This window comes from Pseudomonas sp. GW456-E7 (assembly GCF_059424105.1).
The window spans coordinates 40,219-66,592 of sequence record NZ_JBWKZB010000013.1; the positions used below are offsets into that span (position 1 = coordinate 40,219).

At 59.8% G+C, this 26,374-nt stretch carries 21 protein-coding genes and 1 tRNA gene; 12 read left to right on the plus strand and 10 right to left on the minus strand.

Translation table 11 applies throughout. The annotated features are described in order from the left end of the window. Nucleotides 1-40: 40 nt before the first annotated feature. The 3 genes from AC07YV_RS11085 to AC07YV_RS11095 all read right to left on the minus strand — a co-directional run bounded on the left by AC07YV_RS11085 (nucleotide 41) and on the right by AC07YV_RS11095 (nucleotide 1,197). A complete protein-coding gene (locus AC07YV_RS11085; protein WP_003178899.1) occupies nucleotides 41-367 on the minus strand; it encodes an Arc family DNA-binding protein in 327 nt (108 codons plus the stop codon). A gap of 407 nt (nucleotides 368-774) precedes the next feature. Beyond that, entirely contained in the window at nucleotides 775-954 is a 180-nt protein-coding gene (locus tag AC07YV_RS11090; protein WP_102699820.1) for a PA3371 family protein, read from the minus strand. Between the two features lie 21 nt (nucleotides 955-975). Further along, on the minus strand, nucleotides 976-1,197 hold the full coding sequence (locus AC07YV_RS11095; RefSeq protein WP_102699819.1) for a hypothetical protein: 222 nt from the start codon (nucleotides 1,195-1,197) through the stop codon (nucleotides 976-978). Between the two features lie 290 nt (nucleotides 1,198-1,487). Here AC07YV_RS11095 and AC07YV_RS11100 point away from each other — a divergent pair. Together AC07YV_RS11100 and AC07YV_RS11105 are read left to right on the plus strand one after the other, a co-directional pair. After that, nucleotides 1,488-1,564, plus strand: a tRNA-Arg gene (locus AC07YV_RS11100). A 269-nt stretch (nucleotides 1,565-1,833) separates the two neighbouring features. Continuing rightward, nucleotides 1,834-8,271: a DUF5801 repeats-in-toxin domain-containing protein gene (locus tag AC07YV_RS11105; protein WP_494990285.1), complete on the plus strand. Its 6,438-nt coding sequence runs from the start codon at nucleotides 1,834-1,836 to the stop codon at nucleotides 8,269-8,271. 278 nt (nucleotides 8,272-8,549) lie between these two features. Here AC07YV_RS11105 and AC07YV_RS11110 read toward each other — a convergent pair whose 3' ends face one another. Further along, complete coding sequence (locus AC07YV_RS11110) at nucleotides 8,550-9,263, minus strand: response regulator transcription factor (protein ID WP_102699817.1); 714 nt, start codon at nucleotides 9,261-9,263, stop codon at nucleotides 8,550-8,552. Then, the gene (locus tag AC07YV_RS11115) at nucleotides 9,260-9,388 is read right to left on the minus strand and encodes a hypothetical protein (protein WP_256356710.1); all 129 of its coding nucleotides are present in this window, start codon (nucleotides 9,386-9,388) and stop codon (nucleotides 9,260-9,262) included. The genes AC07YV_RS11110 and AC07YV_RS11115 overlap by 4 nt, the downstream gene beginning before the upstream one ends. Nucleotides 9,389-10,001: 613 nt before the next feature. On the opposite strand from AC07YV_RS11115, the gene AC07YV_RS11120 reads away from it, so the two are divergent. The 4 genes from AC07YV_RS11120 to AC07YV_RS11135 all read left to right on the plus strand — a co-directional run bounded on the left by AC07YV_RS11120 (nucleotide 10,002) and on the right by AC07YV_RS11135 (nucleotide 15,274). Continuing rightward, nucleotides 10,002-11,606 (plus strand): tetratricopeptide repeat-containing response regulator, encoded by a 1,605-nt coding sequence (locus tag AC07YV_RS11120; protein WP_102699816.1) that lies wholly within the window; start codon nucleotides 10,002-10,004, stop codon nucleotides 11,604-11,606. Continuing rightward, nucleotides 11,603-12,295 carry a sensor histidine kinase gene (locus tag AC07YV_RS11125; RefSeq protein ID WP_102699815.1) on the plus strand — a complete coding sequence of 231 codons (693 nt, stop codon included), beginning with the start codon at nucleotides 11,603-11,605 and terminating at the stop codon, nucleotides 12,293-12,295. Before AC07YV_RS11120 ends, AC07YV_RS11125 begins: the two co-directional genes overlap by 4 nt. 287 nt (nucleotides 12,296-12,582) lie before the next feature. Further along, on the plus strand, nucleotides 12,583-13,827 hold the full coding sequence (locus tag AC07YV_RS11130) for a glutamine synthetase family protein (RefSeq protein WP_173900809.1): 1,245 nt from the start codon (nucleotides 12,583-12,585) through the stop codon (nucleotides 13,825-13,827). A 70-nt stretch (nucleotides 13,828-13,897) separates the two neighbouring features. Beyond that, on the plus strand, nucleotides 13,898-15,274 hold the full coding sequence (locus tag AC07YV_RS11135) for an MFS transporter (RefSeq protein ID WP_102699813.1): 1,377 nt from the start codon (nucleotides 13,898-13,900) through the stop codon (nucleotides 15,272-15,274). Between the two features lie 63 nt (nucleotides 15,275-15,337). Here the strand turns inward: AC07YV_RS11135 and AC07YV_RS11140 are convergent, their stop codons facing one another. The 4 genes from AC07YV_RS11140 to flgA all read right to left on the minus strand — a co-directional run bounded on the left by AC07YV_RS11140 (nucleotide 15,338) and on the right by flgA (nucleotide 17,945). After that, on the minus strand, nucleotides 15,338-16,084 hold the full coding sequence (locus AC07YV_RS11140) for a flagellar brake protein (protein ID WP_102699812.1): 747 nt from the start codon (nucleotides 16,082-16,084) through the stop codon (nucleotides 15,338-15,340). A 93-nt stretch (nucleotides 16,085-16,177) separates the two neighbouring features. Next, complete coding sequence (locus tag AC07YV_RS11145) at nucleotides 16,178-16,645, minus strand: flagella synthesis protein FlgN (RefSeq protein ID WP_102699811.1); 468 nt, start codon at nucleotides 16,643-16,645, stop codon at nucleotides 16,178-16,180. Nucleotides 16,646-16,693: 48 nt separating this feature from the next. Continuing rightward, on the minus strand, nucleotides 16,694-17,020 hold the full coding sequence (gene flgM, locus AC07YV_RS11150; RefSeq protein ID WP_102699810.1) for a flagellar biosynthesis anti-sigma factor FlgM: 327 nt from the start codon (nucleotides 17,018-17,020) through the stop codon (nucleotides 16,694-16,696). 166 nt (nucleotides 17,021-17,186) lie between these two features. Then, a complete protein-coding gene (gene flgA / locus AC07YV_RS11155) occupies nucleotides 17,187-17,945 on the minus strand; it encodes a flagellar basal body P-ring formation chaperone FlgA (protein ID WP_102699809.1) in 759 nt (252 codons plus the stop codon). A gap of 83 nt (nucleotides 17,946-18,028) precedes the next feature. On the opposite strand from flgA, the gene AC07YV_RS11160 reads away from it, so the two are divergent. The 6 genes from AC07YV_RS11160 (at nucleotide 18,029) to flgE (ending at nucleotide 23,158) form a co-directional block, all read left to right on the plus strand. Then, entirely contained in the window at nucleotides 18,029-18,961 is a 933-nt protein-coding gene (locus AC07YV_RS11160) for a chemotaxis protein CheV (RefSeq protein ID WP_015096472.1), read from the plus strand. Nucleotides 18,962-19,006: 45 nt separating this feature from the next. Continuing rightward, nucleotides 19,007-19,834 carry a protein-glutamate O-methyltransferase CheR gene (cheR, locus tag AC07YV_RS11165; RefSeq protein ID WP_102699808.1) on the plus strand — a complete coding sequence of 276 codons (828 nt, stop codon included), beginning with the start codon at nucleotides 19,007-19,009 and terminating at the stop codon, nucleotides 19,832-19,834. A gap of 368 nt (nucleotides 19,835-20,202) precedes the next feature. Next, complete coding sequence (flgB, locus tag AC07YV_RS11170) at nucleotides 20,203-20,610, plus strand: flagellar basal body rod protein FlgB (protein ID WP_102699807.1); 408 nt, start codon at nucleotides 20,203-20,205, stop codon at nucleotides 20,608-20,610. A 3-nt stretch (nucleotides 20,611-20,613) separates the two neighbouring features. Beyond that, on the plus strand, nucleotides 20,614-21,057 hold the full coding sequence (gene flgC / locus AC07YV_RS11175) for a flagellar basal body rod protein FlgC (RefSeq protein WP_007937507.1): 444 nt from the start codon (nucleotides 20,614-20,616) through the stop codon (nucleotides 21,055-21,057). Between the two features lie 15 nt (nucleotides 21,058-21,072). Further along, nucleotides 21,073-21,795 (plus strand): flagellar hook assembly protein FlgD, encoded by a 723-nt coding sequence (gene flgD, locus AC07YV_RS11180; RefSeq protein WP_102699806.1) that lies wholly within the window; start codon nucleotides 21,073-21,075, stop codon nucleotides 21,793-21,795. A 31-nt stretch (nucleotides 21,796-21,826) separates the two neighbouring features. After that, complete coding sequence (gene flgE / locus AC07YV_RS11185; protein WP_102699805.1) at nucleotides 21,827-23,158, plus strand: flagellar hook protein FlgE; 1,332 nt, start codon at nucleotides 21,827-21,829, stop codon at nucleotides 23,156-23,158. Nucleotides 23,159-23,400: 242 nt separating this feature from the next. Here flgE and AC07YV_RS11190 read toward each other — a convergent pair whose 3' ends face one another. Then, nucleotides 23,401-26,292, minus strand: a complete 2,892-nt coding sequence (locus AC07YV_RS11190; RefSeq protein ID WP_102699804.1) for a ribonucleoside-diphosphate reductase subunit alpha — start codon at nucleotides 26,290-26,292, stop codon at nucleotides 23,401-23,403. Between the last annotated feature and the right edge of the window lie 82 nt (nucleotides 26,293-26,374).

Sequence of the window (26,374 nt, forward strand, 5' to 3'; positions counted from 1 at the left end):
AAAAGCCAGCGATCAGGCTGGCTTGAGCTTTCTGGCTGAATCAGGACGCGTCGGCGGCCATTTCAGCATCATGCGCGATCAGCGAAACCAGGGCGTTCTGCTGTCGATGGGAGAGTTGGCGGAAGCGTTGCAGCAGCTCCCGTTCGTGCAAGGAAAGCTCCGGGCTGTCCAGGCGCATGCTCAACTCTTCTCCCAGTGCGCCTTCCTGAATAAGACTCTGCTCAAGGCGCGCAATGATTTCGGAGTTCATGCTGCGATGATGATTGCGAGCCACCTCGGCAATGCGTTCACGCATTCCGTCTGGCAGACGTACGACGAACTTGTCAGCCGTACGGCTGGAATAAATTGCCTGTTTCAATGGGCGCATATATTTAACCGGTTAGTTCAGGGGAGCGGTTTTCGGGATTGGCCGCAGGATGTCTGGTAGGACAAGCTCTCTGACCAAATGTTCAACCTGAATTGATAGAGGCGCGCATCATGCCTCAAACCAGCCAGATCCTTGGCGTCAATTCTGTGACAAATATTGAACTGGATAAAGGCGTTCTGCCAGCACCAATTATCAGAAATGCGCACTGGTTTGAAAAGTTTGACCGGGTCGTTTCGCTTGGTGCTTTCTCCGACCGACGAAAGGTCTCTGGCGGGAGGAAAAAAGCGGACTCGATCCCTGTTCCTTACCCTTACAGAATAGTGGCAAATGGCCGATTTACTAGGGGAGGTCGTATTGAGGGGCTGAATTCAGGATGGATGGCAGGCACTGAATCTGCCAAGCCAGGGTCAACGCAGTACCGGATCAAACTTGATCTTGCGTCCGACAATCAATGCGAGCACGAACAGAGCGGTGAATACACCACAGGCGATCAGGGGGAGGGTGACGACCATGTCCTGGGTCAATGACAGATGAAAAATGCCGCTCAACAAGGCGAGGATGAAGAAACTCGCGGCTGATCTGGACATGCGGTGCTCCTGATGGGGGATTCAAAATACCAAACGTTCGGCAGGCGGGTTCGGCACCGGGATGTTTTCCTGGCTGACAAAACCGTGCTGGTCGCTTATCGCTGCCAGCTGCGGAGCCTTCTGCAACTGAAGGTAATGCGGGATGCGTTGGGCAACCTGCGTCGCGCTGCTCTCGGGAAAAAAATGAAATCCCAGTAAAACTGCCAGTGCGATTGCATTCGAGAGTAAAAGGGCGCATTTCATGGCGCGGACCTCGGTTGTTCTGTGAGAACAGTAGAAGCAGCTCGCATGCCAGAGTTTATCGACAATTAAATTCTTTAAAAACAATGAATTAAGTTATTTTTGGTAAAGCTCCATATTGCATTTTGCAATGATGGCTTTTTGCATTGATGCAATTTGCACGGTCAACAAGTCCGCGCTCGGCCGAGGCGTCTGCCTACACTTAAAAAGCCTACGGACGACATGACAAAAGCCAGCCCGGCCGTTAACATGCACGCCGTCCATCGCACCGCGTTTCTTCGCGGCCGACTTGTGTCTCAGTAGCTCAATTGGATAGAGCATCCCCCTCCTAAGGGGAAGGTTGGCAGTTCGAACCTGCCCTGGGACACCATATTCTTCAACTCCCCGCCTGTTTCAACGCTTCCTTTTCACGACTTGTAGATAAAACCCGACAGATTCAGGTGCCCTGGATTTATCGAAGCTATCAACCCTGTCTTCGCGACTCTCCGTCCTCCTCTCCCACGTAGTCTGAATCTCCCATCCCGTCTGGGAGTTTCCGCCGATGTGCGGCCTGCAGTGCTTGTTCATAGTTGGACCTATAGATCAGAAAATGGTCCAAGGTCGACCTCCGATGACTGGACCCCCGCTCAGGAGAAAGTCATGGCTATGCGCAAGAGAACCTCATCGCTAACGAATGACCTGGCCAGTAACGCCGGTGAGCATCCTTCACCCGTCAGCCACGACTGGACTTTTACCTACATTCCGACCGTCACCACCAACCTTAAAGACTACGCACCGGGCAGCACTGCCATCATCACGGCCAGCGGTTTCGCCGCTGGCAGCACAGTGACGCTCGAAGTGGACCACGTCGTCGGTGCTGGCGCGGATGGCGTGTGGGGCACGTCCGACGATGTGCTCGATACCAACACCGGCGCGGGTCACGAGCCCTGGTCCGTGACCGACGGCGGTGCCGGCGATCTCGACGGCCAGGTCAACGGCAGCGTTACCACGTCCTGGTACGTGAATCCCGACGACTCGGCGGGCGCAACGTTTCTGCTCACTGCGGCCTCTGCGGGCGTCGATGGCGTCGTCGGCAGCGGTGACGACGCCGTGGCGACAACGTCGTTTACGGACAGCGTTTTGGGCGTCGTGGCGACTGGCGAGGACGTGACTCTGGACGAAACGGCCGGGTTACAGAACGCCACTGCCACGCCAACCCCGGCGGGGGACGTTGACGACAACGACATTCTGGTGGCGTCCCTGCCTTCGACCTTCACTACCCGTTTAGCCGCACTGGGGGCAGGTACTGCCACGGGCGCGGCCTTGAGTGGCTATACCGGTGCCGCGGGCAACACGGGCAGCAATGCATTCACCATCACCGCTGACCCCGGCGCAAGCATTACCGATATCAGCTTCGTCGGCAGCTCCGGCGCACCACTCAATGGCGTGGACAGCGGACTGGATACCCTCGATGGCACCAGCATCCTTCTCTATACGGATACGAACAACAACATCGTCTTGGGCCGAGCCGGGAGTGCAACCGGCGCGATCGTGTTCGCCGCCTATATAGAAGAAACCGGATCGCCGGTCACGGGCGGCAAGATCTGGACCGTGGAGTACCAACCGCTCAAACATCCTGACATGACGAATGCCGATGATTCGCTCAATCTGGCGGATAAGGTTTTCATCGGGGCCAGCCAGGACCTGGAATTCAGCCTGGCCAATGCGCCGTCCGGTCAGAACCTCTTCCTGATGTTCACGAAGGTGAACCCGAACGTTGTCGATGTCGCAGGTGTGTTGCGGATCACGGATCCCACCATCATCGCCACCGGCAAAGACCCCGCAGACCAGTCAAGCGGCGTCAATATAACGACTGGCGACACGATCAATACCAGCCAGGCGGGGGGGCCGACCACATTCGGTACCAACAATCAGATGATTGTGGAGCAAGAGGGCATCCGCTTTTCGTTCGTCACGGGTGCCAGGCAGAATGTGACCATTCCCAACCTGGACCAGAACGAAGCCGATGTTGAATCCAACGTCGACTTTACCGGCGTCTTCAATGCGAAGTCGGCCAGTTTCGACGTTGTGCAGTTGCAAAGCGGCAAGAGTGCCGTGGTAAGGGTCAGCGCATTCAGCACCGCGGCTGAACCCGGCACGAATTTCATCAATGGGTACGGGAATGATGCGTCGGTGGCCATCACCAATGTTCGCGTCTTCAACAGTACCGGGCAGGTGATCGAGAACTCAAACGGCTCGGTGAATGATCCGGCCATCACCATCAGCTTTGCAACAGGGGTTGCAACCATCACCGGCGTTAAAGCCGGCTACCAGATTGAATACACCACGACGTCGGACCACAACCGCGTGCTCGTCGAGAACGGTGCGGCCGTCAATGCCAAGGGCAATGAGCACGCCGATTTTGATATCGGTGGTTTCACGCTGGTCCAGGCCTCTATTTCGAAAGCCGAGATCGGTTCCAAGATCATCTTCGACGACGATGGACCGAGCATTAGCACCACTGGTACGGAACCAACGCTGACGGTGGACGAGACGGTGCTGGCGACCAACGATACCCAGAGCTTCGCCGCCAACTTCAACTTGGCGTTTGGCGCCGATGGTGCCGGGACGCTGACCTATGCGCTGGGCATGGTGGCCGGGGCTTCCGGGCTGACGGACACGGCCTCGGGCGAGGCGGTCAACCTGTCACTCAACGGCACCGTAGTGGAAGGCCGCACCGCCACGGGCAACCTGCTGGTGTTCACCGTCAGTGTGGCCGCCAATGGCAGCGTCACGCTCGACCAGCTCCGCGCCGTGGTGCATTCCAACACAACCAATCCGGATGATTCGACGAGCCTGGCCTCGGACAACCTGGTGACGCTGACCGCGACCAAGACTGATGGGGACGGCGACAGTGCCCAGGCGACCCTGAACATCGGGCAGAACCTGGTGTTCAAGGACGACGGGCCGAGCATCACCACCACTGGCACAGAGCCGACGCTGACGGTGGACGAAACACTACTGGCGACCGACGCCACCCAGAGCTTTGCCGCCAACTTCAACTCGGCGTTTGGCGCCGATGGGGCAGGCACCCTGACCTATGCGCTGGGCATGGTGGCCGGAGCCTCCGGGTTGACGGACACGGCCTCGGGCCAGGCGGTCAACCTGTCGCTCAATGGTGCAGTGGTGGAAGGGCGTACAGCCCTCAGCAACCTGCTGGTGTTCACCGTCAGTGTGGCCGCCGATGGCGGCGTCACGCTCGACCAGCTCCGCGCCGTGGTGCATTCCAACATAACCAATCCCGATGATTCGACGAGCCTGGCCTCGGACAACCTGGTGACGCTGACCGCGACCAAGACCGACAGGGACGGCGACAGCGCCCAGGCTACCCTGAACATCGGGCAGAACCTGGTGTTCAAGGACGACGGGCCGAGCATCAGCACCATCGGCACGGAGCCGACGCTGACGGTGGACGAAACGCTACTGGCGAACAACGATACCCAGAGCTTCGCCGCCAACTTCAACTCGGCGTTTGGCGCTGATGGTGCCGGGACGCTGACTTATGCGCTGGGCATGGTGGCCGGAGCCTCCGGGTTGACGGACACAGCCTCGGGCCAGGCGGTGAACCTGTCGCTCAATGGAGCCGTGGTCGAAGGGCGTACCGCCCTCAGCAACCTGCTGGTATTCACGGTCAGTGTCGCCGCCGATGGCAGCGTCACGCTCGACCAGCTCCGCGCCGTGGTGCACCCCGACCCAACCAATCCCGATGATTCGAAGACGTTGACCTCGGACAACCTGGTAACGCTGACGGCGACCAAGACTGACGGAGATGGCGATAGCGCCCAGGCGACCCTGAACATCGGGCAGAACCTGGTGTTCAAGGACGACGGGCCAAGCATCAGCACCACCGGCACGGAGCCGACGCTGACGGTGGACGAAACGCTGCTGGCGACCAACGATACCCAGAGTTTTGCCGCCAACTTCGACTCGGCGTTTGGCGCGGATGGTGCCGGGACGCTGACTTATGCGCTGGACGTGGTAGCGGGAGCTGCGGGGCTGACGGACACGGCCTCGGGCCAGGCGGTGAACCTGTCGCTCAATGGCACCGTGGTCGAAGGGCGTACGGCCCTCAGCAACCTGCTGGTGTTCACCGTCAGCGTGGCCGCCGATGGCAGCGTCACGCTCGACCAGCTCCGCGCCGTGGTGCATTCCGACCCAACCAATCCCGATGATTCGACGAGCCTGACCGCGGACAACCTGGTGACGCTGACCGCGACCAAGACCGACGGGGACGGCGACAGCGCCCAGGCGACGCTGAACATCGGGCAGAACCTGGTGTTCAAGGACGACGGGCCGAGCATCACCACCACCGGCACGGAACCGACGCTGACGGTGGACGAAACACTGCTGGCGAGCAACGATACCCAGAGCTTCGCCGCCAATTTCAACTCGGCGTTTGGCGCGGATGGGGCAGGCACCCTGACCTATGCGCTGGGCGTGGTGGCCGGGGCTTCTGGGCTGACGGATACGGCCTCCGGCCAGGCGGTGAACCTGTCGCTCAATGGCGCCGTGGTCGAAGGGCGTACGGTCCTCGGCAATCTGCTGGTATTCACGGTCAGTGTCGCCGCCGATGGCAGCGTCACGCTCGACCAGCTTCGCGCCGTGGTCCATCCCGACCCAACCAATCCGGATGATTCGACGAGCCTGACCGCGGACAACCTGGTGACGCTGACCGCGACCAAGACCGACGGGGACGGCGACAGTGCCCAGGCGACCCTCAACATCGGGCAGAACCTGGTGTTCAAGGACGACGGGCCGAGCATCAGCACCACTGGCACGGAGCCGACGCTGACGGTGGACGAAACGCTGCTGGCGAACAACGATACCCAGAGCTTCGCCGCCAACTTCAACTCGGCGTTTGGCGCTGATGGTGCCGGGACGCTGACTTATGCGCTGGGCATGGTGGCGGGAGCCTCCGGGCTGACGGACACAGCCTCGGGCCAGGCGGTGAACCTGTCGCTCAATGGCACCGTGGTCGAAGGGCGTACAGCCCTCAGCAACCTGCTGGTGTTTACGGTCAGCGTCGCCGCCGATGGCAGCGTCACCCTTGACCAGCTCCGCGCCGTGGTCCATCCCAACACAACCAATCCTGATGATTCGAAGACGCTGACCTCGGACAACCTGGTGACGCTGACGGCGACCATTACCGACAAGGAGGGCGACAGCGCCCAGGCGACCCTGAACATCGGGCAGAACCTGGTGTTCAAGGATGACGGGCCGAGCATCAGCACCACCGGCACGGAGCCAACGCTGACGGTGGACGAGACACTGCTGGCGACCAACGACACCCAGAGCTTCGCCGCCAACTTCAACTCGGCATTTGGCGCCGATGGGGCGGGCACGCTGAGCTATGCGCTGGGCGTGGTGGCCGGGGCCTCCGGGCTGACGGACACGGCCTCGGGCCAGGCGGTGAACCTGTCGCTCAATGGCGCCGTGGTCGAAGGGCGTACGGCCCTCAGCAACCTGCTGGTATTCACCGTCAGTGTCGCCGCCAATGGCAGCGTCACGCTTGACCAACTCCGCGCCGTGGTGCATTCCGATCCAAACAATCCGGATGATTCGAGGACGTTGACCGCGGACAACCTGGTGACGCTGACGGCGATCAAGACCGACGGGGACGGCGACAGCGCCCAGGCGACGCTGAACATCGGGCAGAACCTGGTGTTCAAGGACGACGGGCCGGCACTCAGTTTCGGCAACCTGATCGGGACCGGTAGTGTCCTGGCGCAATCCGGGTTCTGGAATATGGCGACCGGAGCCGACGGGCTGGGTGCGGCCGGTCTGGATATCTCGCTGGTCAACAACCTGTTCACCCTCGTCAGGCCAGACAACACGACCACGACCGGGACCGGCACGCTCACCGAGCTGGCGCAGTCACCGGATGTCAATGGCGCGTACCAGTTCGCGGGAACCTTGACCGGTGATTTCGACAACAACAGTGCAACGACGAATACCACCGTCGACTACACGTTGACCGCCTATGCCGATGGTCGCTATGCACTGGATCTGGTGCAGGGCTTCAGTTCGACGATCGTGCTCAGCAGTGCCGACGGCTCGCTCGCTGCCGGTGGCCCGGATTCGGTACGCACGTTGTTGATTCCGCAGACCAGTAACCCGGCTATTCCTTCGACATCCGAGGAGATCGTGTTCTTTTCCGCGAAGGCGCTTGCTTCGACGGCGGACATCCTGACCGGCATCGGGCTCGGAGCATCCGACCCCACCGAAGCCACGCTGCAGACCAACCCCCTGCCGTCGTACATCGACCCGGCGGCGATGAACGTCAGCACGTCCGGCATCGGCGTCGCCAACAACGTTTTCCAGGGCGATAACCTGGCGGCAATCAGCGCTGCCGATGAAAGTTTCGTCATCAATCCAGAGAGCCTGCTGACGGGCATGAAGGTCTTCATCGACAACTCCGTGGCGGGCTACAACACGGCGACCGAGGACCTGTACTACAGGATCTACTACGCCGATGGCTCGAATTCCAGCCTCGTCGAGGTGAACACCCTGACGCCGGAGGCTGGCGGGCAGGTGTCCTTCCTCGTCCAGAAGGAGGGCGCGACACTGATCGACGCTGTCCAGCTGACGATGGGCCGGGGCGATGTCAAGATCCCGGTGATCCAGTTCATTCAGCAGAGCGAGAGTCTGGCCAGCGATGTCCAGCTGGCGTTCAGTGCGACGCTGACGGACAAGGATGGGGACTCGGCGACGAGTACGTTTGCCGCCAACCTGTTCGCCAACGACCCGGTCAACGCAGCCTTCGACTTCTCGCTGGTTGGCACAATCGGTCTGCAGGATGCGTTCAACATCGATCTGTCAGTCAATGAGAACCTGTACCAGGTCAGCGGCTTCGATGTGGGCTCAGGCACGCAAGACAAGCTGGTGCTCAACGGAGACCCGAGCGCTGTTGTTCAATCGATCAACAACGTCGGCGCAGACAGCGTCGTGACGGTTGCCGAGACGGGCGGACAAACAACGACCATCACCTTGGTCGGGGCCCATGTTCAGAGTACCGACATCTTTTTTGGCAGCGCCTGAGGCTTTGCGCGCGTGACGGATGCGAGGGTGGCGCAGGAAACCACCCTCGCATTCTTTTTGCAGTTCTGATGCGAGATCCCCATGTGCCCATGCGCTGTGGACTGGCGAGCAGCACAAGGCTTGAAGAGCGCGCAGGGTAGGTGCAAGTGGGAGAGGCAGGATTTACCGAGAACGACATCAATCTTGCGGGGGCACTCTGTCCCGGGCCAGCGACAAGGAGGGGGGAACAGTGACGGCCTGGCTCCTGAATGGCAGACCGCCTTCTATCGACTTGAAACTCAATCCAGTTCCACCCAGGCGGACTCGGTCGGAGCTTCGTTGGTGAGCCCGTGTTTCAGCGCATACATCAGCAAGTCGATGCGATTGATCAGATTAAGCTTTTGATAGATGTTGCTGAGGTGGTTGTGCACGGTGTGCTCGCTGATCCCCAGGCGCCCGGCGATGCTTACATATTTGGCGGACGGCTCACCCACGATGGCGCGAATCAGCTCTCTCTCGCGCAGCGTCAACCGCGCCTGTTTTGCCCGCTCCAGATTGCACTTCATGGGGAAATGCCCGTTCGCGGCATAGCCGGAAAGGCCGCCGGCCCAGGCTCTATCCATTGCGCAGTCGCTATGGTGGACCTTGAGGATGGCCTGGATAATCGATTCTGTCGGGTCTTCCGCCAACACGATGCCGCGAGCGCCAGCCTCTATCGCTTGGGCTGCGGGAACGACTTCGTACAGGCCCTTGAGCAGCAGCACTTTCATTGCGGCGCTACGGGTGAGTTCGGCGACGACATCCAGGGGATTCAGCGCATCCGGAAAGAAACTGAAAAAAATGACATCGGGCTGCAACTGATCGGCAAGATCCAGCGCCTGGGTATAGGTGGTGGCCTGTCCTGTCACTTCCATCCGGGGCTTTCTGGCATTGATCAAGTCGTGAAGGCCCATGAGTACGAGGGGGCGACAATCGATCAGCATCACGCCAATGGGCTCTTTTGGGTCAGTCATGATCTTCCTGACCTCCTTGAAAAACCAATGATGGCCTCCACCGGCAGGCGGCGCGAACGTTTCCAGAAGGCAGCCAAAGCCCGGGAGAGCAGATAAATACGAATAATTATCAGTGGTTTGCGCATGATGATCTGCTCCCTCCCGCCTCTCAACTGATTCTAGGTCAACCCGGAGCGCTACCTGCCTGCCCGCCCATCAGTCCTCGATCCAGATCCGGTGCGGACAGGCCAGTCCGATGCTCTCGGGAAGGGAGAGTAACCCTAGAAAATCAAGGTATTAGGCCTGCCATAGATGGCCAATGGCCAAGGTCGGATCCACATTATGGTCGTCAATTAATCGACGAGTGGCGTTAACTTAGGAGCGCTAATATCAGTCCAGTCAATTTATCGGCGAAATCTGCCTGGCCAGCCGCTGGCAATTGCGGGTGTTCATGTATTGCCGGTGTTCATGAATCAGCACTTTTTGTGCGCGATGTCTCGTTTCCAGAAACGCCGTCACCTATTCCGAGTGAGCGTTGGGGCAGGTTCTCAAGGGAATGCCATGGCTGGCCGATAACCCGGACAGTTACGAGCGTCTTCACCTCTGGCGGTCAGTGCATGTGCTGATTGGCGATGAGAAGCTGTTTGATGGCTAAGGGCTACCAGCTATCATCTGCGCGCCAAAACAGGGGCTGCGAAGCTGAGTCCGTCCGTGTATTTGCCTTTGGGTTCTCCTTCTTAAATTGCCTGGAAATCTTCGATGCTGTCGTATCACCAAAAGCGTTTTCTGATCGTCGATGATTTCTCGGACTTCCGCAGTTCGGTTCGCTCGATGCTGCGCGAACTGGGTGTCAAGGACGTGGACACTGCCGATACCGGCGAACAGGCGCTGAAAATGTGTTCGCAGAAGGCCTACGATTTCATCCTGCAGGACTTTCACCTGGGCGACGGCAAGAAGAACGGCCAGCAGGTGCTCGAAGACCTGATGGAAGAAAAGTTGATCAGCCATGAAGCGGTGTTCGTGATGGTCACCGCCGAAACCAGCCAGGCCATGGTGCTCAGTGCGTTGGAGCATGAGCCCGATGCCTACCTGACCAAACCGTTCAACCGTTCCAGCCTGGCCCAGCGCCTGGAGCGCCTGGAGCAGCGCAAGACGTTGCTCAAGCCGATCCTGCAGGCCCTCGACCGAGGCAAGCCGATGGAGGTGCTCAACGCCTGCATCGCCTTGTGCAAGCAAGACATCCGTTACTCGCCGTTGTGCCTGCGCTATCGCGCCGATGCCTTGCGCGACCTCAATCAGAACGAAGCGCTGGAGCGGCTGTACGACGGCATCATCGCCGACCGTCCGTTGCCCTGGGCATTTGCCGGGCTGGGCAAGTTGCTATTCAAGCGCGGTCAGGTCGGACAGGCCAAAGGTATCTACGAAAAAGCCCTGAAAGTGTTCCCGATGATGCCGTCGCTGTACGACGGCATGGCTGACGTGCTGGTCGCCGAAGGGGACACCAAGGGGGCGCAACGCGTTCTCGAAGAAGCGATTCGCCTGTCGCCGCTGGCGGTGCGCCGGCAAGCGTTGCTGGGCAAGCTGGCGATGACCAACGAGGACTTCGATACCGCTTCCAAAGCCTATCGACAGGCGGTAGCCCAAGGCGCGCAGTCACGTTTCAAGGATCCTGAAAGTAACCTCGGCCTGGCTCACGCCTTGATCAGCAAGGGCAGCGACAGGGGGCTGGATACCCGCACCCGGCTGGAAATCAACACCACGTTGAGCGCAGTGGCCAAGGACAACCCTGGCGACCCTGGCCTGCAAATTCGTGCACGCTTGATGAAGGCCACCAGTCTGCTGATCAACGATGCGGAAACGGCCGACAAGCTCACCGAGCAGGCCCTGTTGCGCCTCGATGGCATGGAGCAGTTCATGAGCGCGGAAGCTGCGTTGCTGGTGGCCAAGCAACTGAAAATGCTCGGGCAGTCCGAGGCCGGCACCGCGATGCTGAAAAACTGCGTGGAAATCTACGGCGACGATCCGGCGGTGATGAAGGACATCGCCAAGCAGACCGACGACCCGAGCATCCTCAATGCCGGCAACGCCGCCGCTGAACTCAACCGTCAGGGCGTGCGCGTCTACAAGACCGGCAATCTGGTGGAGGCCCGGCAGGTCTTTCGCAAAGCCCTGGCCATGCAACCGAAGAACATCAGTATCGCCCTGAACATGGCGCAGTCGTTGTTGCACGGCACCGATACCAGCATTGCTTCGGCGGAGCTGGAGGAATGCCGGACCTGTCTGAAAATGGTCGGCTTGATGCCCGACACCGACGCGCGTTTTCCACGTTACCAAAAGCTCAAAAGCAAGGCGTTTGGCCAATGAACGACAACGAACAGGCACTGGACTTCTCCACGGTGATCGCCTCCACCGTGCACGACATGAAGAACTCGCTGGCCATGCTGATGCAGGCCCACAGCCAGTGGCTGGCGCGATTGCCGGAATCGGCGCAGCAGACGCCGGAGCAGGGCGTGATCGACTTCGAGTTCGCCCACCTCAACGGCATGCTGGTGCAGTTGCTGGGGCTGTATAAGCTCGGCGTCAACCAGATGCCGTTGCAACCGGCCTACCATGAGCTGGACGACTTCATCGAAGCGCAACTGGCGTGTCATCAAGAGGTGTTCGCCAGCCGCGGCATCATGGCCACCTATGAAGTGGACCCGCTGAGCCCGCTGGGTTTCTTCGACCGCGAGTTGATCGCGTCGGTATTGGCCAACTGCATCAACAACGCCATTCGTTTTGCACGGCATGCCGTTCTGATCAGTGTCAGTGACGAAGCCGGGCAACTGGTGTTGACCATCAATGACGATGGCGAGGGGTATCCGGCGCAGATGATCGAGCGTCAGGCCGATTACGCGCAGGGCATCAATCAAAGCACCGGCAGCACCGGCCTGGGCCTGTACTTTGCCGGACGAATTGCCGCACTGCATCAACGCAACGGCGTGGGCGGGCACACCGAGATCAGCAATGGCGGTCCGTTGGGCGGTGGGGTCTTCAGACTTTTCCTTCCATGATTGTTTCTCGCAGGAGCTGCCGAAGGCTGCGATCTTTTGATCCTGGAAGTCAAAAGATCGCAGCCTTCGGCAGCTCCTACGGGGTTTTGCGTCTTTATTGATGAGGGCTGCTTGAAATTCCGAACACGCGGAGCCTATTTTGTACGGTCGCCGTTCGCGGCCCGCACAATAACAAGGATAGCGTCATGACGACCGTTGGCCTGAGTTCACTCGCGCAGCGATTGACGGGCATTGATGAAGTTGAATGTGTCACGCCGGATTTGAATGGCGTACCACGGGGCAAAGTGATGACCTCCGAGGGTTTTCTCGACGGTCGACGTTTGCAGCTGGCGCGGGGTGTGCTGCTGCAATGCATCATGGGCGGGTATCCGCCGGCGCGGTTTTACGGCAGCGATGATGGCGACCTGGCGCTGATTCCGGACCCTGCACAAATCCACCGCTTGCCCTGGAGCAACCCGCCGCGTGCTTTCGCCATTTGCGACGCGGATGAACTGGGCACTACCACCAGCTCCAACCTGTCGACCCGTGGCCAGCTCAAGGCGGTGATTGCCCGTTACGCGGCCCTCGGCCTGGCGCCCGTGGTGGCGACCGAGCTGGAATTCTTCGTTTTTGCGCCTAACACCGACCCGACTCAGCCGTTCCAGCCACCGGTGGGGCAGGACGGTCGTCGCGAGGACGGTCAGTCGGCGTTCAGCGTCAGTTCCAACAACGGCTTGCGGCCGTTCTTCAATGAAGTCTACGCGTGCATGGCGGCCTTGGGATTGCCCCGCGATACCTTCATGCACGAGATGGGTGTCAGCCAGTTCGAGATCAACCTGCTGCATGGCGATCCATTGCTGCTGGCCGACCAGACGTTCCTGTTCAAGCACCTGCTCAAGGAAGTGGCGCTCAAGCACGGCCTGAGTGTGGTCTGCATGGCCAAGCCGTTGGCGCATACGCCGGGCAGTTCGATGCATATTCACCAGAGCGTGGTCGAGATCGATTCGGGGCGTAACGTATTCAGTGACGAGGCGGGGCAGGAGACGGCCACCTTCCGCCATTTCATTGCCGGTCAGCAGTTGTGCATGGCCGACTTCACCGCGTTGTTTGCGCCGAACGTGAACTCCTATCAGCGCTTGTGCCACCCTTACGCCTCACCGAACAATGCCTGCTGGTCCCACGACAACCGGGCGGCCGGCCTGCGTATCCCGGCCAGTTTGCCGGTGGCCCGTCGGGTCGAGAACCGCCTGCCTGGCGCCGATGCCAACCCGTATCTGGCGATTGCCGCAAGCCTGGCGGCAGGGTTGCATGGCATCGAGAACGCATTGGAGCCGAGCGCACCGATCCAGGGTGAATTCGAAGTGCCGGACAATCTTTCATTGCCGTGTACCTTGCATGCAGCACTTGAGCGTCTGAAACGTAGCCAGTTGGCCAAGGAACTGTTCGGCACGGAATTCATCGAAGGCTACATCGCTTCGAAGACCCTGGAGCTGAGCAGTTTCCATGATGAAATTACGCCCTGGGAACGACGTGTTTTAGCCGCCCAGGCCTGACGATCTGTCGACATCCGGCTATCGTTTAGCGATAGCCGATTCTCACTGCAAGGAGCCGCTCGGAACGCCGATGCGCCAAATCTGGAAATCCTTTCGAGCACTGTATTTCGCCTCGCTGATGATGTTGATCGGCTCGGGCCTGTTGAGTACTTACCTGGGCTTGCGCCTGGCGGCCGACCATGTCGACAGCCTGTGGGTCGGTGCGTTGATGGCCGCCAACTATTTCGGCCTGGTGCTGGGGGGCAAGATCGGTCACCGCTTGATTGCCCGGGTCGGGCATATCCGGGCCTACTCGGCTTGTGCGGGGATCGTCGGTGCGGCGGTGCTCGGCCATGGCCTGGTCGATTGGCTGCCGGCCTGGCTGTTCCTGCGGGTCATCGTGGGTCTGGGCATGATGTGTCAGTACATGGTGATCGAGAGCTGGCTCAATGAGCAGGCCGATGCCAATCAGCGCGGCATGGTATTCAGCGGTTACATGATCGCTTCGTACCTGGGCCTGGTGCTGGGGCAGCTGATTCTGGTCATGCACCCGGCGCTGGGGCTGGAGCTGCTGATGCTGGTCGCCCTGTGTTTTGCCCTGTGCCTGGTGCCTGTGGCCCTGACCCGGCGGATTCACCCTGCACCCTTGCATCCTGCACCGATGGAGCCACGGTTCTTTATCAAGCGTGTCCCGCAATCATTGAGTACGGTGCTCGGGGCGGGCCTGATTGTCGGTTCGTTCTACGGTCTGGCGCCGCTGTATGCCTCGCAGCAAGGGTTGTCCACGGAGCAGGTCGGTCTGTTCATGGGTAGCTGCATTTTTGCCGGGCTGCTGGTGCAGTGGCCGTTGGGCTGGCTGTCCGACCGCTACGACCGGGCGGTGCTGATCCGCAGTTTCGCGTTCAGCCTGGCACTGGCCGCACTGCCGCTGGCGATCATGCCGCAGGTGCCGCTGGAGGTATTGTTCATCGCCGGCTTCCTCTGCTCGCTGGTGCAGTTCTGCCTGTATCCGTTGGCGGTGGCGTTCTCCAATGACCACGTCGAAGGTGATCGCCGGGTGTCCCTGACGGCGATGTTGCTGGTGACCTACGGTGTGGGTGCGAGTATCGGGCCGCTGGTGGCAGGTGTGCTGATGAAGCTGTTCGGCAGCCAGATGCTTTATGCCTTCTTCAGTTTCTTCGCCTTGGTGCTGGTGTGGCGGATTCGCCCGAAAGCGGTGACCAACCTGCATCAGGTCGACGACGCACCGCTGCATCACGTGGCCATGCCGGACAATATGACGAGTTCGCCACTGGTGGCCTGCCTCGACCCGCGTGTTGATGAACAGGTGGTGCAGGATCAGATGCACACTCCGGTGAGTACCGGGCCTGAGCCAGAACCAGAAGCCGTCACCGAAACTGAAACCGATCAGCCGCCGCAAGACCCTGATACAGGGCGGGACCCTAACTTCAGCGAGGCCAGGCCTTAAAGCCGGGCACAAAAAAAACGGGCAGTCACCGCAAGGGACTGCCCGTTTTTTGTGGAGGCTCTATCAGATGTCGTCTTTGTCGAAGCGGCGCGCTTCTCGTTGCAACTGGTAGACGAAGCGTTCGACCTGACGCTGCACCAGTCCGCTCATGTTGTGGAAGCGAACGCCGGCGAAGGTGGTGGAGATCTTTTCTTCAAAGTGCAGATAACGCAACTCGACCGGAGCAGTCATCTTGCCAAAGGGCAGGTCGGCGCTGAAGCGGTCGTACACCTGGCCCAGTTGCAGGCTGCCCGTGATGTCGCCGTCGAAACGCAGTTTGCAGCCGGTAGCGGAAATATCCAGCAGCTTGCCGCTGATGGGGGCCTTGAGTTTTTCGCCGTCGAGATTGACGTTGACCAGTTGTGCCAGCTTCAGTGCCGCGCGGAACGCATTGCGGCGCTGGTGGTACACCACTTCATCGGGCAGGGCGCCGCGATAGCAGCGGCTGCCACCGGATTCGTCGATCTTCAATTGGCCGTTGCTTTCCCAGGCAATGCGCACACCTTCGTGGAAGCCTTCGACCCTGAAAGGTTCGCCCGCCATCAGGTAGCGCTCGCCATCACGAGGGATCATTTCGTCCAGGGCAATCATGTTGCTGTCACGGTCCAGATCCACCAGATAGCTCTGGAAGCGCTGGCTGCGCTCGTGGAACGTGATGATCAGCGGGTCATGGCTTTCGAGCAGCTGGCGCAGGTTGCTGGAGATTTCCAAGGGCGTGGAGAGCACCTTGGGTGGCTGCGGAGCATCATCCACGGATAAGGCATTGGACACGGTTAATCAATCTCCAGGCAAAATTTGACTACGGCTGGCCAGCATTCTGCCAGCATCTTTCGCGTCTTGGATAGAGCGGGCTCATTGAGCGGCCTAAGCCTGACTGAGGGGGCGCGGCTTAGCAAGCTTGGAGAATGTTCCGCTGGCATCGTAAAGCGCCGGAGTTTCACCGCCTGTAAGGATTTTCAGCTGGGTGGCCGTAGCGGCCTGCTGAGTGAGGATCGACTGGCCGTTGTTGGCGTTGATGGCCTGGCACTGGGCCAGGAGATCGGTCAGCACGTCACTTTGCGCCAGCAACTGGTCGCCAATGCTCGACTGGCTGGCCAGTTGCTCCAGCCCGCCGCGGTTGGTCGGCAGGTTGAGGCTGGCGAGGATTTCACTGCGCTTGCGGCCATGCTGTTCGAGCAGGACGACCAATGCCTGTTTCTGCGCCAGGATGCCCTCGAGCAATGGCATGTCACGGCCATGCAAGGCGAGGGATTCGGTCTGCAGTAATTCCAGCAGATGTTGCGCTGGAGCAAAGTCGTCGGTGATCAGTTGCAGTAAATGAGTGTCGTGCATGGCTGGCCTTGGGTTTTAAGCGTCCAAAAGCCTGGCGCCGGCGGTGGCCTAGCGCTGGGCTTCGAAGTTGAGCAGTTTGCTGGCTACACGGTTGCTGTCGACTTTATAGCTGCCATCGGCAATCGCTGCTTTCAACTCGGCCACGCGGGCTTTGTCGACGGCAGGCTGATCGCGCAGCTTGTCAGTGACCTTCTGCAACTGTTGAGCCTCATTGCTGAGATGTACCGATTCCCCGCTGTTGACGGTACCGGCCTGTTCGGCCGCGGATTCCAGCGGCGCGGTTTTGCCGGCTTCGGCGCTTTCCTTGCTGGCGCTGGTACGTGTACTGCCCGTAAGGGGCGAGGAGCTGTTCAAACGGCTGAAATCGATGACCATGATAAAAAACCTCTGGGAATTTGGACGCTTGCCATGGTTTCGGCCATTCCCTGGAAAACTTTAGGCTCATTTTCAATGAACCTCGCGCGCGTCAGCGCTTGCCCTGCATGGAGCACAGTCTAGGGAACAGCCGCGGCAAGCGCCACATTCCGATGAGCAGAGCGCCTTACATGGACACTTCCACCTGCCCCGGCGCCATGACCTGCGCCTTGATGACTCGCTGGGAGTTGAGGTTTTTCACCCGGATCTGTTCGCTCAGGCTGCCGTTCGACAGGGCTTCGCCGGGCATGCGCACGCTGAGCGTACCGCTGCGGGCGGTAATCACCACCTGATCACCCTTGCGGATCACCTCGGCCTGTTCGATATGCACCAGGGTAATCACCTGGTCGGTGACCATTGGTCGGGTCAATCGCTGCCCGATCGCCTGGTCGAGGGACGTCAGGTAGCCCTGGCTGATCAGGCTGATATCGCGCTCGCGCAGCACCACATCTCCGGGCTCGACAATGGCGGCGCGACGCAGTGGCCGGGCGGTGGTCACGACATCGCGAAACAGGCGGACTTGAGCGGGTACGAACACAGTCCAGGGGGAGGCGCCCTCGCAGCGGACCTTGACCGTGACCCGTCCCAGCGGCTTGGGACTCTCGAGGGTTGCTGTCAATTCCTTGTCGCACATGGGCATGTGCATGCGCGGGTCGAGCGGGTTGACCTGGATCTCGTAGCGACCTTCCGTTTGACTGGTTGCCAGATAGTCTTCTACGGTGAATTCAAGAAAGCCCTGAGTGACGCCGATAAGCATGTCAGGCAAGGTAACCGCGTCAGCAAGGGCAGGGGTGCCAGCGTTGAACAGGCAAACAGCCGCCAGCACGCCCAGCAATTTGCGATAGGGTGTGGTCAGGCGTCGAAAAAATGTCGGTTCTGTGTTCATAACGATTAAAAAAGCAAGCGCCGTGCCGTTTAGTGATGAAGGCGCGTCGCAACAACACTTGGCGTTGGTGTAGGAGTCTGGGCATGGCTGGTGTAATGGATTCGGTAAACCAGCGCACGCAACTGGTGGGGCAGAATCGCCTTGAGCTGTTGTTGTTCCGTCTCGACGGCCAGCAGCTGTACGGGATCAACGTATTCAAGGTTCGGGAGGTGCTGCAATGCCCTCAGCTGACGTTGATGCCCAAGTCCAGTCCTGTCGTGTGCGGCGTGGCGAACATCCGGGGGGCGACCATTCCGATCCTTGATCTGGCGATGGCGACCGGCTCCGGTGCGTTGAAGGACAAGAACAATCCGTTCGTGATCATCACGGAGTACAACACCAAGACCCAGGGTTTCCTGGTGCGCTCGGTGGAGCGCATCGTCAACATGAACTGGGAGGAGATCCATCCGCCACCCAAGGGCACCGGACGCGATCACTACCTCACGGCGGTGACGCGGGTCGACAATCAGTTGGTGGAAATCATCGATGTCGAGAAGGTGCTCGCGGAAGTGGCACCTACGCCGGAAGCGATTTCCGTCGGCGTGGTGGATGTCGAAACCCAGCACAAGGCGCTTTCGTTGCGCGTGCTGACGGTCGACGACTCCTCGGTGGCGCGCAAGCAGGTCACGCGTTGCCTGCAAACGGTCGGCGTCGAAGTGGTGGCGTTGAACGATGGTCGGCAAGCGCTGGACTACCTGCGCAAACTGGTCGACGAGGGCAAGAAGCCGGAAGAAGAGTTCCTGATGATGATCTCCGACATCGAGATGCCGGAGATGGACGGGTACACCCTGACGGCGGAAATCCGCAACGACCCGCGCATGCAAAAGCTTCATATCATCCTGCATACTTCGTTGTCGGGGGTATTCAATCAGGCGATGGTCAAGAAAGTCGGTGCCGATGACTTCCTGGCCAAGTTCCGTCCTGATGACCTGGCATCCCGGGTAGTCGACCGGATCAAAGCAGCAGATATCAGCTAGGGGCCTGCGCCCCTGGCAGTCAACACGATTTAAGAGGCGGCATCATTGTCTACGGGTAATTTGGATTTCGAACAGTTCCGGGTATTCCTGGAAAAAGCCTGTGGCATTTTGCTCGGTGAAAACAAGCAGTACCTGGTCTCCAGCCGTCTCAACAAACTGATGGAACAGCAAGGCATCAAGTCTTTGGGTGAGCTGGTTCAGCGCATGCAGACCCAGCCGCGCAGCGGTTTGCGCGAACAGGTGGTGGATGCAATGACCACCAACGAAACCCTGTGGTTTCGTGACACCTACCCGTTTGAAGTCTTGAAGAACAAGGTCCTGCCCGAAGCGATCAAGGCCAGCCCCGGCCAGCGCCTGCGTATCTGGTCGGCGGCGTGCTCGTCGGGCCAGGAACCGTATTCGCTGTCGATGTCCATCGACGAGTTCGAACGGGTCAACATGGGCCAGTTGAGGATGGGCGTACAGATCGTTGCCACCGACCTGTCCGGCACCATGCTGAACAACTGCAAGACCGGCGAGTACGACAGCCTGGCCATCGGCCGCGGTCTGTCGCCCGAGCGCCTGCAGCGTTATTTCGACCCGAAAGGGCCGGGACGCTGGGCGATCAAGGCGCCGATCAAGAGCCGGGTGGAGTTCCGTTCGTTCAACCTGCTGGACAGTTACGCGGGCCTCGGCAAGTTCGACATCGTGTTCTGCCGCAACGTGCTGATCTACTTCTCCGCCGAGGTGAAGAAGGACATCCTGTTGCGCATCCACAGCACGTTGAAGCCGGGTGGATACCTGTTCCTCGGTGCTTCCGAAGCGTTGAACGGTTTGCCGGATCATTACCAGATGGTCCAGTGCAGCCCGGGGATCATTTACCAGGCGAAATGATTTCGCTGCTGTTGTCAAAAAACGGGAGTCCTCAGGGACTCCTTTTTTTATGCCTGCAAATGATCATTTGAAATCACCACACCCCTTGTGGGAGCGGGCTTGCCCGCGAAGGCGTCGTGTCAGTCGATATCAACTTTGCCTGACACACCGCTTTCGCGGGCAAGCCCGCTCCCACAGGGTCAGTTGGTGTCTTCGTAAGCGGTGCCAAGCGGCAGAAAAGCGGCAGGCGGCGGAAAACCGTTGCCGCTTTTCTGGCATTGCCGCCTTGCCATGTCCGGCAAAGCCCCGGTTTCCGGGCTTTTTTGAATTGGCATGGGGCTTGCTAAGTTGATCCTACGAAAAATCAGGTCACCCGAAGGTTTCCCGACATGAGCATCAGCTTCGATAAAGCGCTCGGTATCCACGAACAAGCCCTGGGCTTCCGCGCCCAGCGTGCCGAAGTCCTGGCCAACAACATCGCCAACGCCGATACCCCGAACTACAAGGCTCGGGACCTGGACTTCTCGAAAGTGCTCGCCGAGCAGAACGAGAAAACCAAAAACGGCACCTTCGCCTTGAACATGACCAACAACCGTCATATCGAAGCTGAAGGTCTGGGCAATGGCGACGAATCGTTGCTGTATCGCACGCCGATGCAACCGTCGATCGACCAGAACACCGTGGACGCTCAGCTGGAACAGTCGAACTACGCGGAAAACGCGGTCAACTTCCAGGCCAGCTTCACCCTGCTCAACAGCAAATTCAAAGGGCTGGTGTCAGCCCTGCGCGGAGAGTAAGCCTTGTCTCTATCCAGTGTTTTCAACATTGCCGGTAGCGGCATGAGTGCGCAGACCACGCGTTTGAACACCGTCGCTTCGAACATCGCCAACGCCGAGACCGTCTCGTCGAGCATCGACCAGACCTACCGCGCGCGTCACCCGGTGTTCGCCACCATGTTCCAGGGCGGCCAGAGCGGCGGCAGCGACTCGCTGTTCCAGAACCAGGACGCCGCCGGCCAAGGCGTGCAGGTGCTGGGTGTGGTCGAAGACCAGAGCAATCTCGAGGCGCGCTACGAGCCGAACCATCCGGCCGCCGATGCCAAGGGCTACGTCTACTACCCGAACGTCAACGTGGTTGAAGAAATGGCCGACATGATTTCCGCGAGCCGTTCGTTCCAGACCAACGCCGAAATGATGAACACCGCCAAAACCATGATGCAGAAAGTCCTGACCCTCGGTCAGTGATAAGGGGCGACTCAGATGAGTGTTACCGATTCCACCAGTGGTTTGAGCCTCAACGACATCCTGGCCAACTCTTCGATCAAGACCAACACCACGACTGACGGCCTCGCCTCGGCAGCCGGCAGCGCATCGGGCAACCAGGCCCTGGGCAAGGATGCGTTCCTGCAGTTGCTGGTGACCCAGTTGAAAAACCAGAACCCGCTGGAACCTCAGGACAACGGTGCGTTCGTGGCCCAGCTGGCGCAGTTCAGCAGCCTGGAAGGCATCACCACGCTCAACGACACCGTGAGCGGCCTGGCCAGCAACTACAACTCGTCCCAGGCCTTGCAGGCGTCGTCGCTGGTCGGCCGTTCGGTCATCGCGCCGGGCGACAAGGCTGTGGTCGATACCACCAAGAGCCTCAGCGGCACGGTGGTGGTGCCGTCTTCGGTGGCGTCCGCCACCCTGAAGATCACCGATTCAACCGGCAAGACCGTGCGCACCATCGACCTCGGTTCGCAGAAGGCCGGCAACGCCAGCTTCATCTGGGACGGCAAGAACGATGCGGGTGAGACGGTACCTGCGGGCACCTACACCTTCGGCGCCACGACCACGATCGATGGCAAGTCCGTCGCGTTGATCACCAACCTGCCCGCGACCGTCAACAGCGTGACCATCAGCCAGACCGGCGGTGAGTTGATGCTCAATCTGGCCGGGCTGGGCAGCGTTGCCCTGTCCAAAGTACAAACCATTGGTATGTAAAGCCGACTAACCCGGCATAAAGGAGTGGATGATGTCTTTCAATATCGGCCTTAGCGGTCTCTTTGCAGCCAACAAACAACTGGACGTGACCGGCAACAACATCGCCAACGTCGCGACCACCGGTTTCAAGTCGTCCCGTGCAGAATTCGAAGACGTGTACTCGGCGACCCGCCTGGGCACCGGCAGCAAGACCGTCGGCAACGGCGTGCGCCTGGCCAACGTTTCCCAGCAGTTCACCCAGGGTGACGTGAGCAACACCGGCAACGTGCTCGACATGGGTATCCAGGGCAACGGTTTCTTTGTCCTGAGCAACAACGGTTCGCTGACCTACACCCGTGCCGGTACGTTCAAGACCGACAAGGACGGCTACGTCACCAACAGCGACGGTACTGCCCGCTTGCAAGGCTACGGTGTGGATTCCAGCGGCAAGATCGTCAACGGCGTGCTGACCGACCTGCGGATCGACACCTCCAACCTGGCGCCGAAGTCCACCAGCAACGTGTCGTCGACGATCAACCTGAACTCCACGTCGCCGGTGATCGACCAGACGGTTGCGGCCAACAAGTTCGACCCGTCCAAGACCGAGACCTTTACCAAGTCGTTCAGTACCCCGATTTTCGATACTCAGGGTAACCAGCACACCATGGATCAATACATGGTCAAGACGGGCGCGAACACCTGGGATACCTACACCCTGATCGATGGTCGCAACCCCGATGGCAGTGATCCAAAGGTTACCGCTCCGATTGCTTCGACCATGTCGTTCGATGCCACCGGCAAACTGACTTCGGTCAGCACACCTGTGACGCCGCCAACCACGCCACCGACTTCGGTGATCAGCAGTGACCTGAAGATCACCAACTGGACTCCGGGCAGTGTCACCAATGGTGTCTGGACTGCAAACGGCGCAGCAGCCGATCCGGCTGGCTTGACCATCGCGATGGCCAACACCACCCAGTTCAACGCTGACACCGCGCGTTCGATTCCATCGCAGAACGGTTATGCCACTGGCCAGATCACCAACCTGACCATCGACGGCAGCGGTGTGCTGCTGGCCAACTTCAGCAACAACCAGACCAAGCCGATCGGCCAGATTTCCCTGGCCAGCTTCACCAACGAGCAAGGCCTGCAGCCGGTAGGCGGCTCCAGCTGGAAAGAAACCTACACCTCGGGCATCCCGGGCTACGATGCGCCGCAGACTGGCACCCTGGGTTCGATCGTTTCCAATTCCCTGGAAGAGTCCAACGTCAACCTGACCAATGAACTGGTTGACCTGATCAAGGGACAGAGCAACTACCAGGCGAACGCCAAGACCATTTCTACCGAGAGCACCATCATGCAGACCATCATTCAGATGGCTTAATGCTGGGCGGCGCTGCATAAAAAGCCCCTCGAGAGAGGGGCTTTTTTGTGGGTGCAAGATACAGATCAAAAGATCGCAGCCTCGCTTCGCTCGACAGCTCCTACATTGAAATGCCATCCCTGTAGGAGCTGTCGAGCGAAGCGAGGCTGCGATCTTTTTCATGGGCAAAAGAAAAACCCCCGATAAACCAGAGGCTCATCGGGGGTCTCGAGTAAGCGCCTTGCGGCGCTTGTCGGCTCAGCTTATTGGCAAGCTTCGCAATCCGGCTCGTCGATGGCGCAAGCCTTTGGCACTGGAGCAGGGCCGGCAGGCGCTGCCAGGACCGAATCTTCACCGTGGTTGCCGCCGCTGGAAACAGCGTTCAGCTTGCCGGTGTTGATGGTCGACTTCTCGGTGCTGGTCGCGGCCAGGGCACGGAGGTAGTAAGTGGTTTTCAGGCCACGGTACCAGGCCATGCGGTAGGTCACGTCCAGCTTCTTGCCCGAAGCGCCGGCGATGTACAGGTTCAGCGACTGAGCCTGGTCGATCCACTTCTGACGACGGCTGGCAGCGTCGACGATCCACTTGGTGTCCACTTCGAAGGCAGTCGCATAGAGCTCTTTGAGTTCTTGCGGAATGCGCTCGATCTGCTGCACCGAACCGTCGTAGTACTTCAGGTCGTTGATCATGACCGAGTCCCACAGGCCGCGAGCCTTGAGGTCGCGAACCAGGTACGGGTTGATCACGGTGAATTCGCCCGACAGGTTCGATTTCACATACAGGTTCTGGTAGGTCGGTTCGATCGACTGCGATACGCCGGTGATGTTGGCGATGGTCGCGGTCGGTGCGATGGCCATGATGTTGGAGTTACGAATGCCTTTCTGTACACGGGCGCGAACCGGTGCCCAGTCCAGGGTTTCGTTCAGGTCGACATCGATGTACTTCTGGCCACGGGCCTCGATCAGGATCTGTTGCGAATCCAGCGGCAGGATGCCTTTGGACCACAGCGAACCCTGGAACGTCTCGTACGAGCCGCGCTCGTCGGCCAGGTCGCAGGAAGCCTGGATCGCGTAGTAGCTGACCGCTTCCATCGACTTGTCGGCGAACTCGACGGCAGCGTCGGAACCGTAAGGGATGTGCTGCAGGTACAAGGCGTCCTGGAAGCCCATGATGCCCAGGCCCACTGGACGGTGCTTGAAGTTGGAGTTCTTCGCTTGCGGCACCGAGTAGTAGTTGATGTCGATCACGTTGTCGAGCATGCGCACGGCAGTGTTCACGGTGCGTTGCAGCTTGGCGGTGTCCAGCTTGCCGTCGACGATGTGGTTCGGCAGGTTGATCGAGCCCAGGTTGCAAACGGCGATCTCGTCCTTGTTGGTGTTCAAGGTGATCTCGGTGCACAGGTTCGAGCTGTGGACCACGCCGACGTGCTGCTGCGGGCTGCGCAGGTTGCACGGGTCCTTGAAGGTCAGCCACGGGTGGCCGGTTTCGAACAGCATGGACAGCATTTTGCGCCACAGGTCTTTGGCCTGGATGGTCTTGAACAGCTTGACCTTGCCCGGGTACTCGGTCAGGGCCTCGTAGTACTCGTAGCGTTCTTCGAAGGCCTTGCCGGTCAGGTCGTGCAGGTCCGGCACTTCGGATGGCGAGAACAGGGTCCACTTGCCGTCATCGAAGACACGCTTCATGAACAGGTCAGGGATCCAGTTGGCGGTGTTCATGTCGTGGGTACGACGACGGTCGTCACCGGTGTTCTTACGGAGTTCGATGAACTCTTCGATGTCCATGTGCCAGGTTTCCAGGTAGGCACAGACAGCGCCTTTGCGCTTGCCACCCTGGTTAACGGCAACGGCGGTGTCGTTGACGACTTTGAGGAACGGAACCACGCCCTGGGATTTGCCGTTGGTGCCCTTGATGTACGAACCCAGCGCACGAACCGGCGTCCAGTCGTTGCCCAGGCCGCCCGCGAATTTCGACAGCATGGCGTTGTCGTGGATCGCGTGGTAGATGCCCGACAGGTCATCCGGCACGGTGGTCAGGTAGCAGCTCGACAGCTGTGGACGCAGGGTGCCGGCGTTGAACAGGGTCGGGGTCGAAGCCATGTAGTCGAAGGACGACAACAGGTTGTAGAACTCGATGGCACGGGCTTCGCGGTCTTTCTCTTCGATCGCCAGGCCCATGGCCACGCGCATGAAGAAGATCTGCGGCAGTTCGAAACGCACGCCATCCTTGTGGATGAAGTAACGGTCGTACAGGGTTTGCAGGCCCAGGTAGGTGAATTGCTGGTCGCGCTCGTGGTTGATCGCCTTGCCCAGTTTTTCCAGGTCGAAGGAGGCCAGCTCAGGGTTCAGCAGCTCGTATTCGATACCCTTGGCGATGTAGGCCGGCAGCGCCTTGGCGTACAGGTCGACCATCTCGTGGTGGGTGGCGCTTTCGGCGACGCCGAGGAAGCCCAGGCCTTCGGCACGCAGGGTGTCCATCAGCAGGCGGGCGGTCACGAACGAGTAGTTAGGCTCGCGCTCGACCAGGGTACGGGCAGTCATCACCAGGGCGGTGTTGACGTCGGTCAGGGCCACGCCGTCGTACAGGTTCTTCAGGGTTTCGCGCTGGATCAAGTCGCCGTCGACTTCTTCCAGGCCTTCGCACGCTTCGGTGACGATGGTGTTCAGGCGGCCCATGTCCAGCGGCGCCAGGCTGCCGTCGGCACGGCTGATGCGGATCGACGGGTGCGCTTGTACCGGCTCTTCGGTGGTACGAACGGCACGTTCCTTGGAACGGGCATCACGGTAGATCACGTAGTCGCGAGCGACTTTCTGCTCGCCGGCACGCATCAGGGCCAGTTCGACCTGGTCCTGGATTTCTTCGATGTGGATGGTGCCGCCCGATGGCATGCGACGCTTGAAGGTCGCGGTGACCTGTTCGGTCAGGCGGGCAACGGTGTCGTGGATTCGCGACGAGGCAGCAGCGGTGCCGCCTTCAACTGCGAGAAACGCTTTGGTGATGGCGACGGTGATTTTGTCATCGGTGTAGGGAACGACAGTGCCGTTACGCTTGATCACGCGCAGTTGGCCAGGCGCGGTGGCGGACAGATCCGAATTCGAATCAGCGGCCTGCGGCAAGGTGCCCTGCGGGTTCTCGCGAGTTGTGTCGGTTTGCATGGGGGAGTGTCTCCACATTCTCTATGTTTGTTTGGGCACCATCACGGTGCCCACCGTTCCGTCCTGAAGCACTACAACCGGC

Bases quoted from the DNA above. Each gene is read 5' to 3' on its own strand.
- AC07YV_RS11085 (WP_003178899.1), bottom strand. From the start codon at position 367: ATGCGCCCATTGAAACAGGCAATTTATTCCAGCCGTACGGCTGACAAG.
- AC07YV_RS11090 (WP_102699820.1), bottom strand. From the start codon at position 954: ATGTCCAGATCAGCCGCGAGTTTCTTCATCCTCGCCTTGTTGAGCGGC.
- AC07YV_RS11095 (WP_102699819.1), bottom strand. From the start codon at position 1,197: ATGAAATGCGCCCTTTTACTCTCGAATGCAATCGCACTGGCAGTTTTA.
- AC07YV_RS11105 (WP_494990285.1), top strand. From the start codon at position 1,834: ATGGCTATGCGCAAGAGAACCTCATCGCTAACGAATGACCTGGCCAGT.
- AC07YV_RS11110 (WP_102699817.1), bottom strand. From the start codon at position 9,263: ATGACTGACCCAAAAGAGCCCATTGGCGTGATGCTGATCGATTGTCGC.
- AC07YV_RS11115 (WP_256356710.1), bottom strand. From the start codon at position 9,388: ATGCGCAAACCACTGATAATTATTCGTATTTATCTGCTCTCCCGGGCT.
- AC07YV_RS11120 (WP_102699816.1), top strand. From the start codon at position 10,002: ATGCTGTCGTATCACCAAAAGCGTTTTCTGATCGTCGATGATTTCTCG.
- AC07YV_RS11125 (WP_102699815.1), top strand. From the start codon at position 11,603: ATGAACGACAACGAACAGGCACTGGACTTCTCCACGGTGATCGCCTCC.
- AC07YV_RS11130 (WP_173900809.1), top strand. From the start codon at position 12,583: ATGACCTCCGAGGGTTTTCTCGACGGTCGACGTTTGCAGCTGGCGCGG.
- AC07YV_RS11135 (WP_102699813.1), top strand. From the start codon at position 13,898: ATGCGCCAAATCTGGAAATCCTTTCGAGCACTGTATTTCGCCTCGCTG.
- AC07YV_RS11145 (WP_102699811.1), bottom strand. From the start codon at position 16,645: ATGCACGACACTCATTTACTGCAACTGATCACCGACGACTTTGCTCCA.
- flgM (WP_102699810.1), bottom strand. From the start codon at position 17,020: ATGGTCATCGATTTCAGCCGTTTGAACAGCTCCTCGCCCCTTACGGGC.
- flgA (WP_102699809.1), bottom strand. From the start codon at position 17,945: ATGAACACAGAACCGACATTTTTTCGACGCCTGACCACACCCTATCGC.
- AC07YV_RS11160 (WP_015096472.1), top strand. From the start codon at position 18,029: ATGGCTGGTGTAATGGATTCGGTAAACCAGCGCACGCAACTGGTGGGG.
- flgB (WP_102699807.1), top strand. From the start codon at position 20,203: ATGAGCATCAGCTTCGATAAAGCGCTCGGTATCCACGAACAAGCCCTG.
- flgD (WP_102699806.1), top strand. From the start codon at position 21,073: ATGAGTGTTACCGATTCCACCAGTGGTTTGAGCCTCAACGACATCCTG.
- flgE (WP_102699805.1), top strand. From the start codon at position 21,827: ATGTCTTTCAATATCGGCCTTAGCGGTCTCTTTGCAGCCAACAAACAA.
- AC07YV_RS11190 (WP_102699804.1), bottom strand. From the start codon at position 26,292: ATGCAAACCGACACAACTCGCGAGAACCCGCAGGGCACCTTGCCGCAG.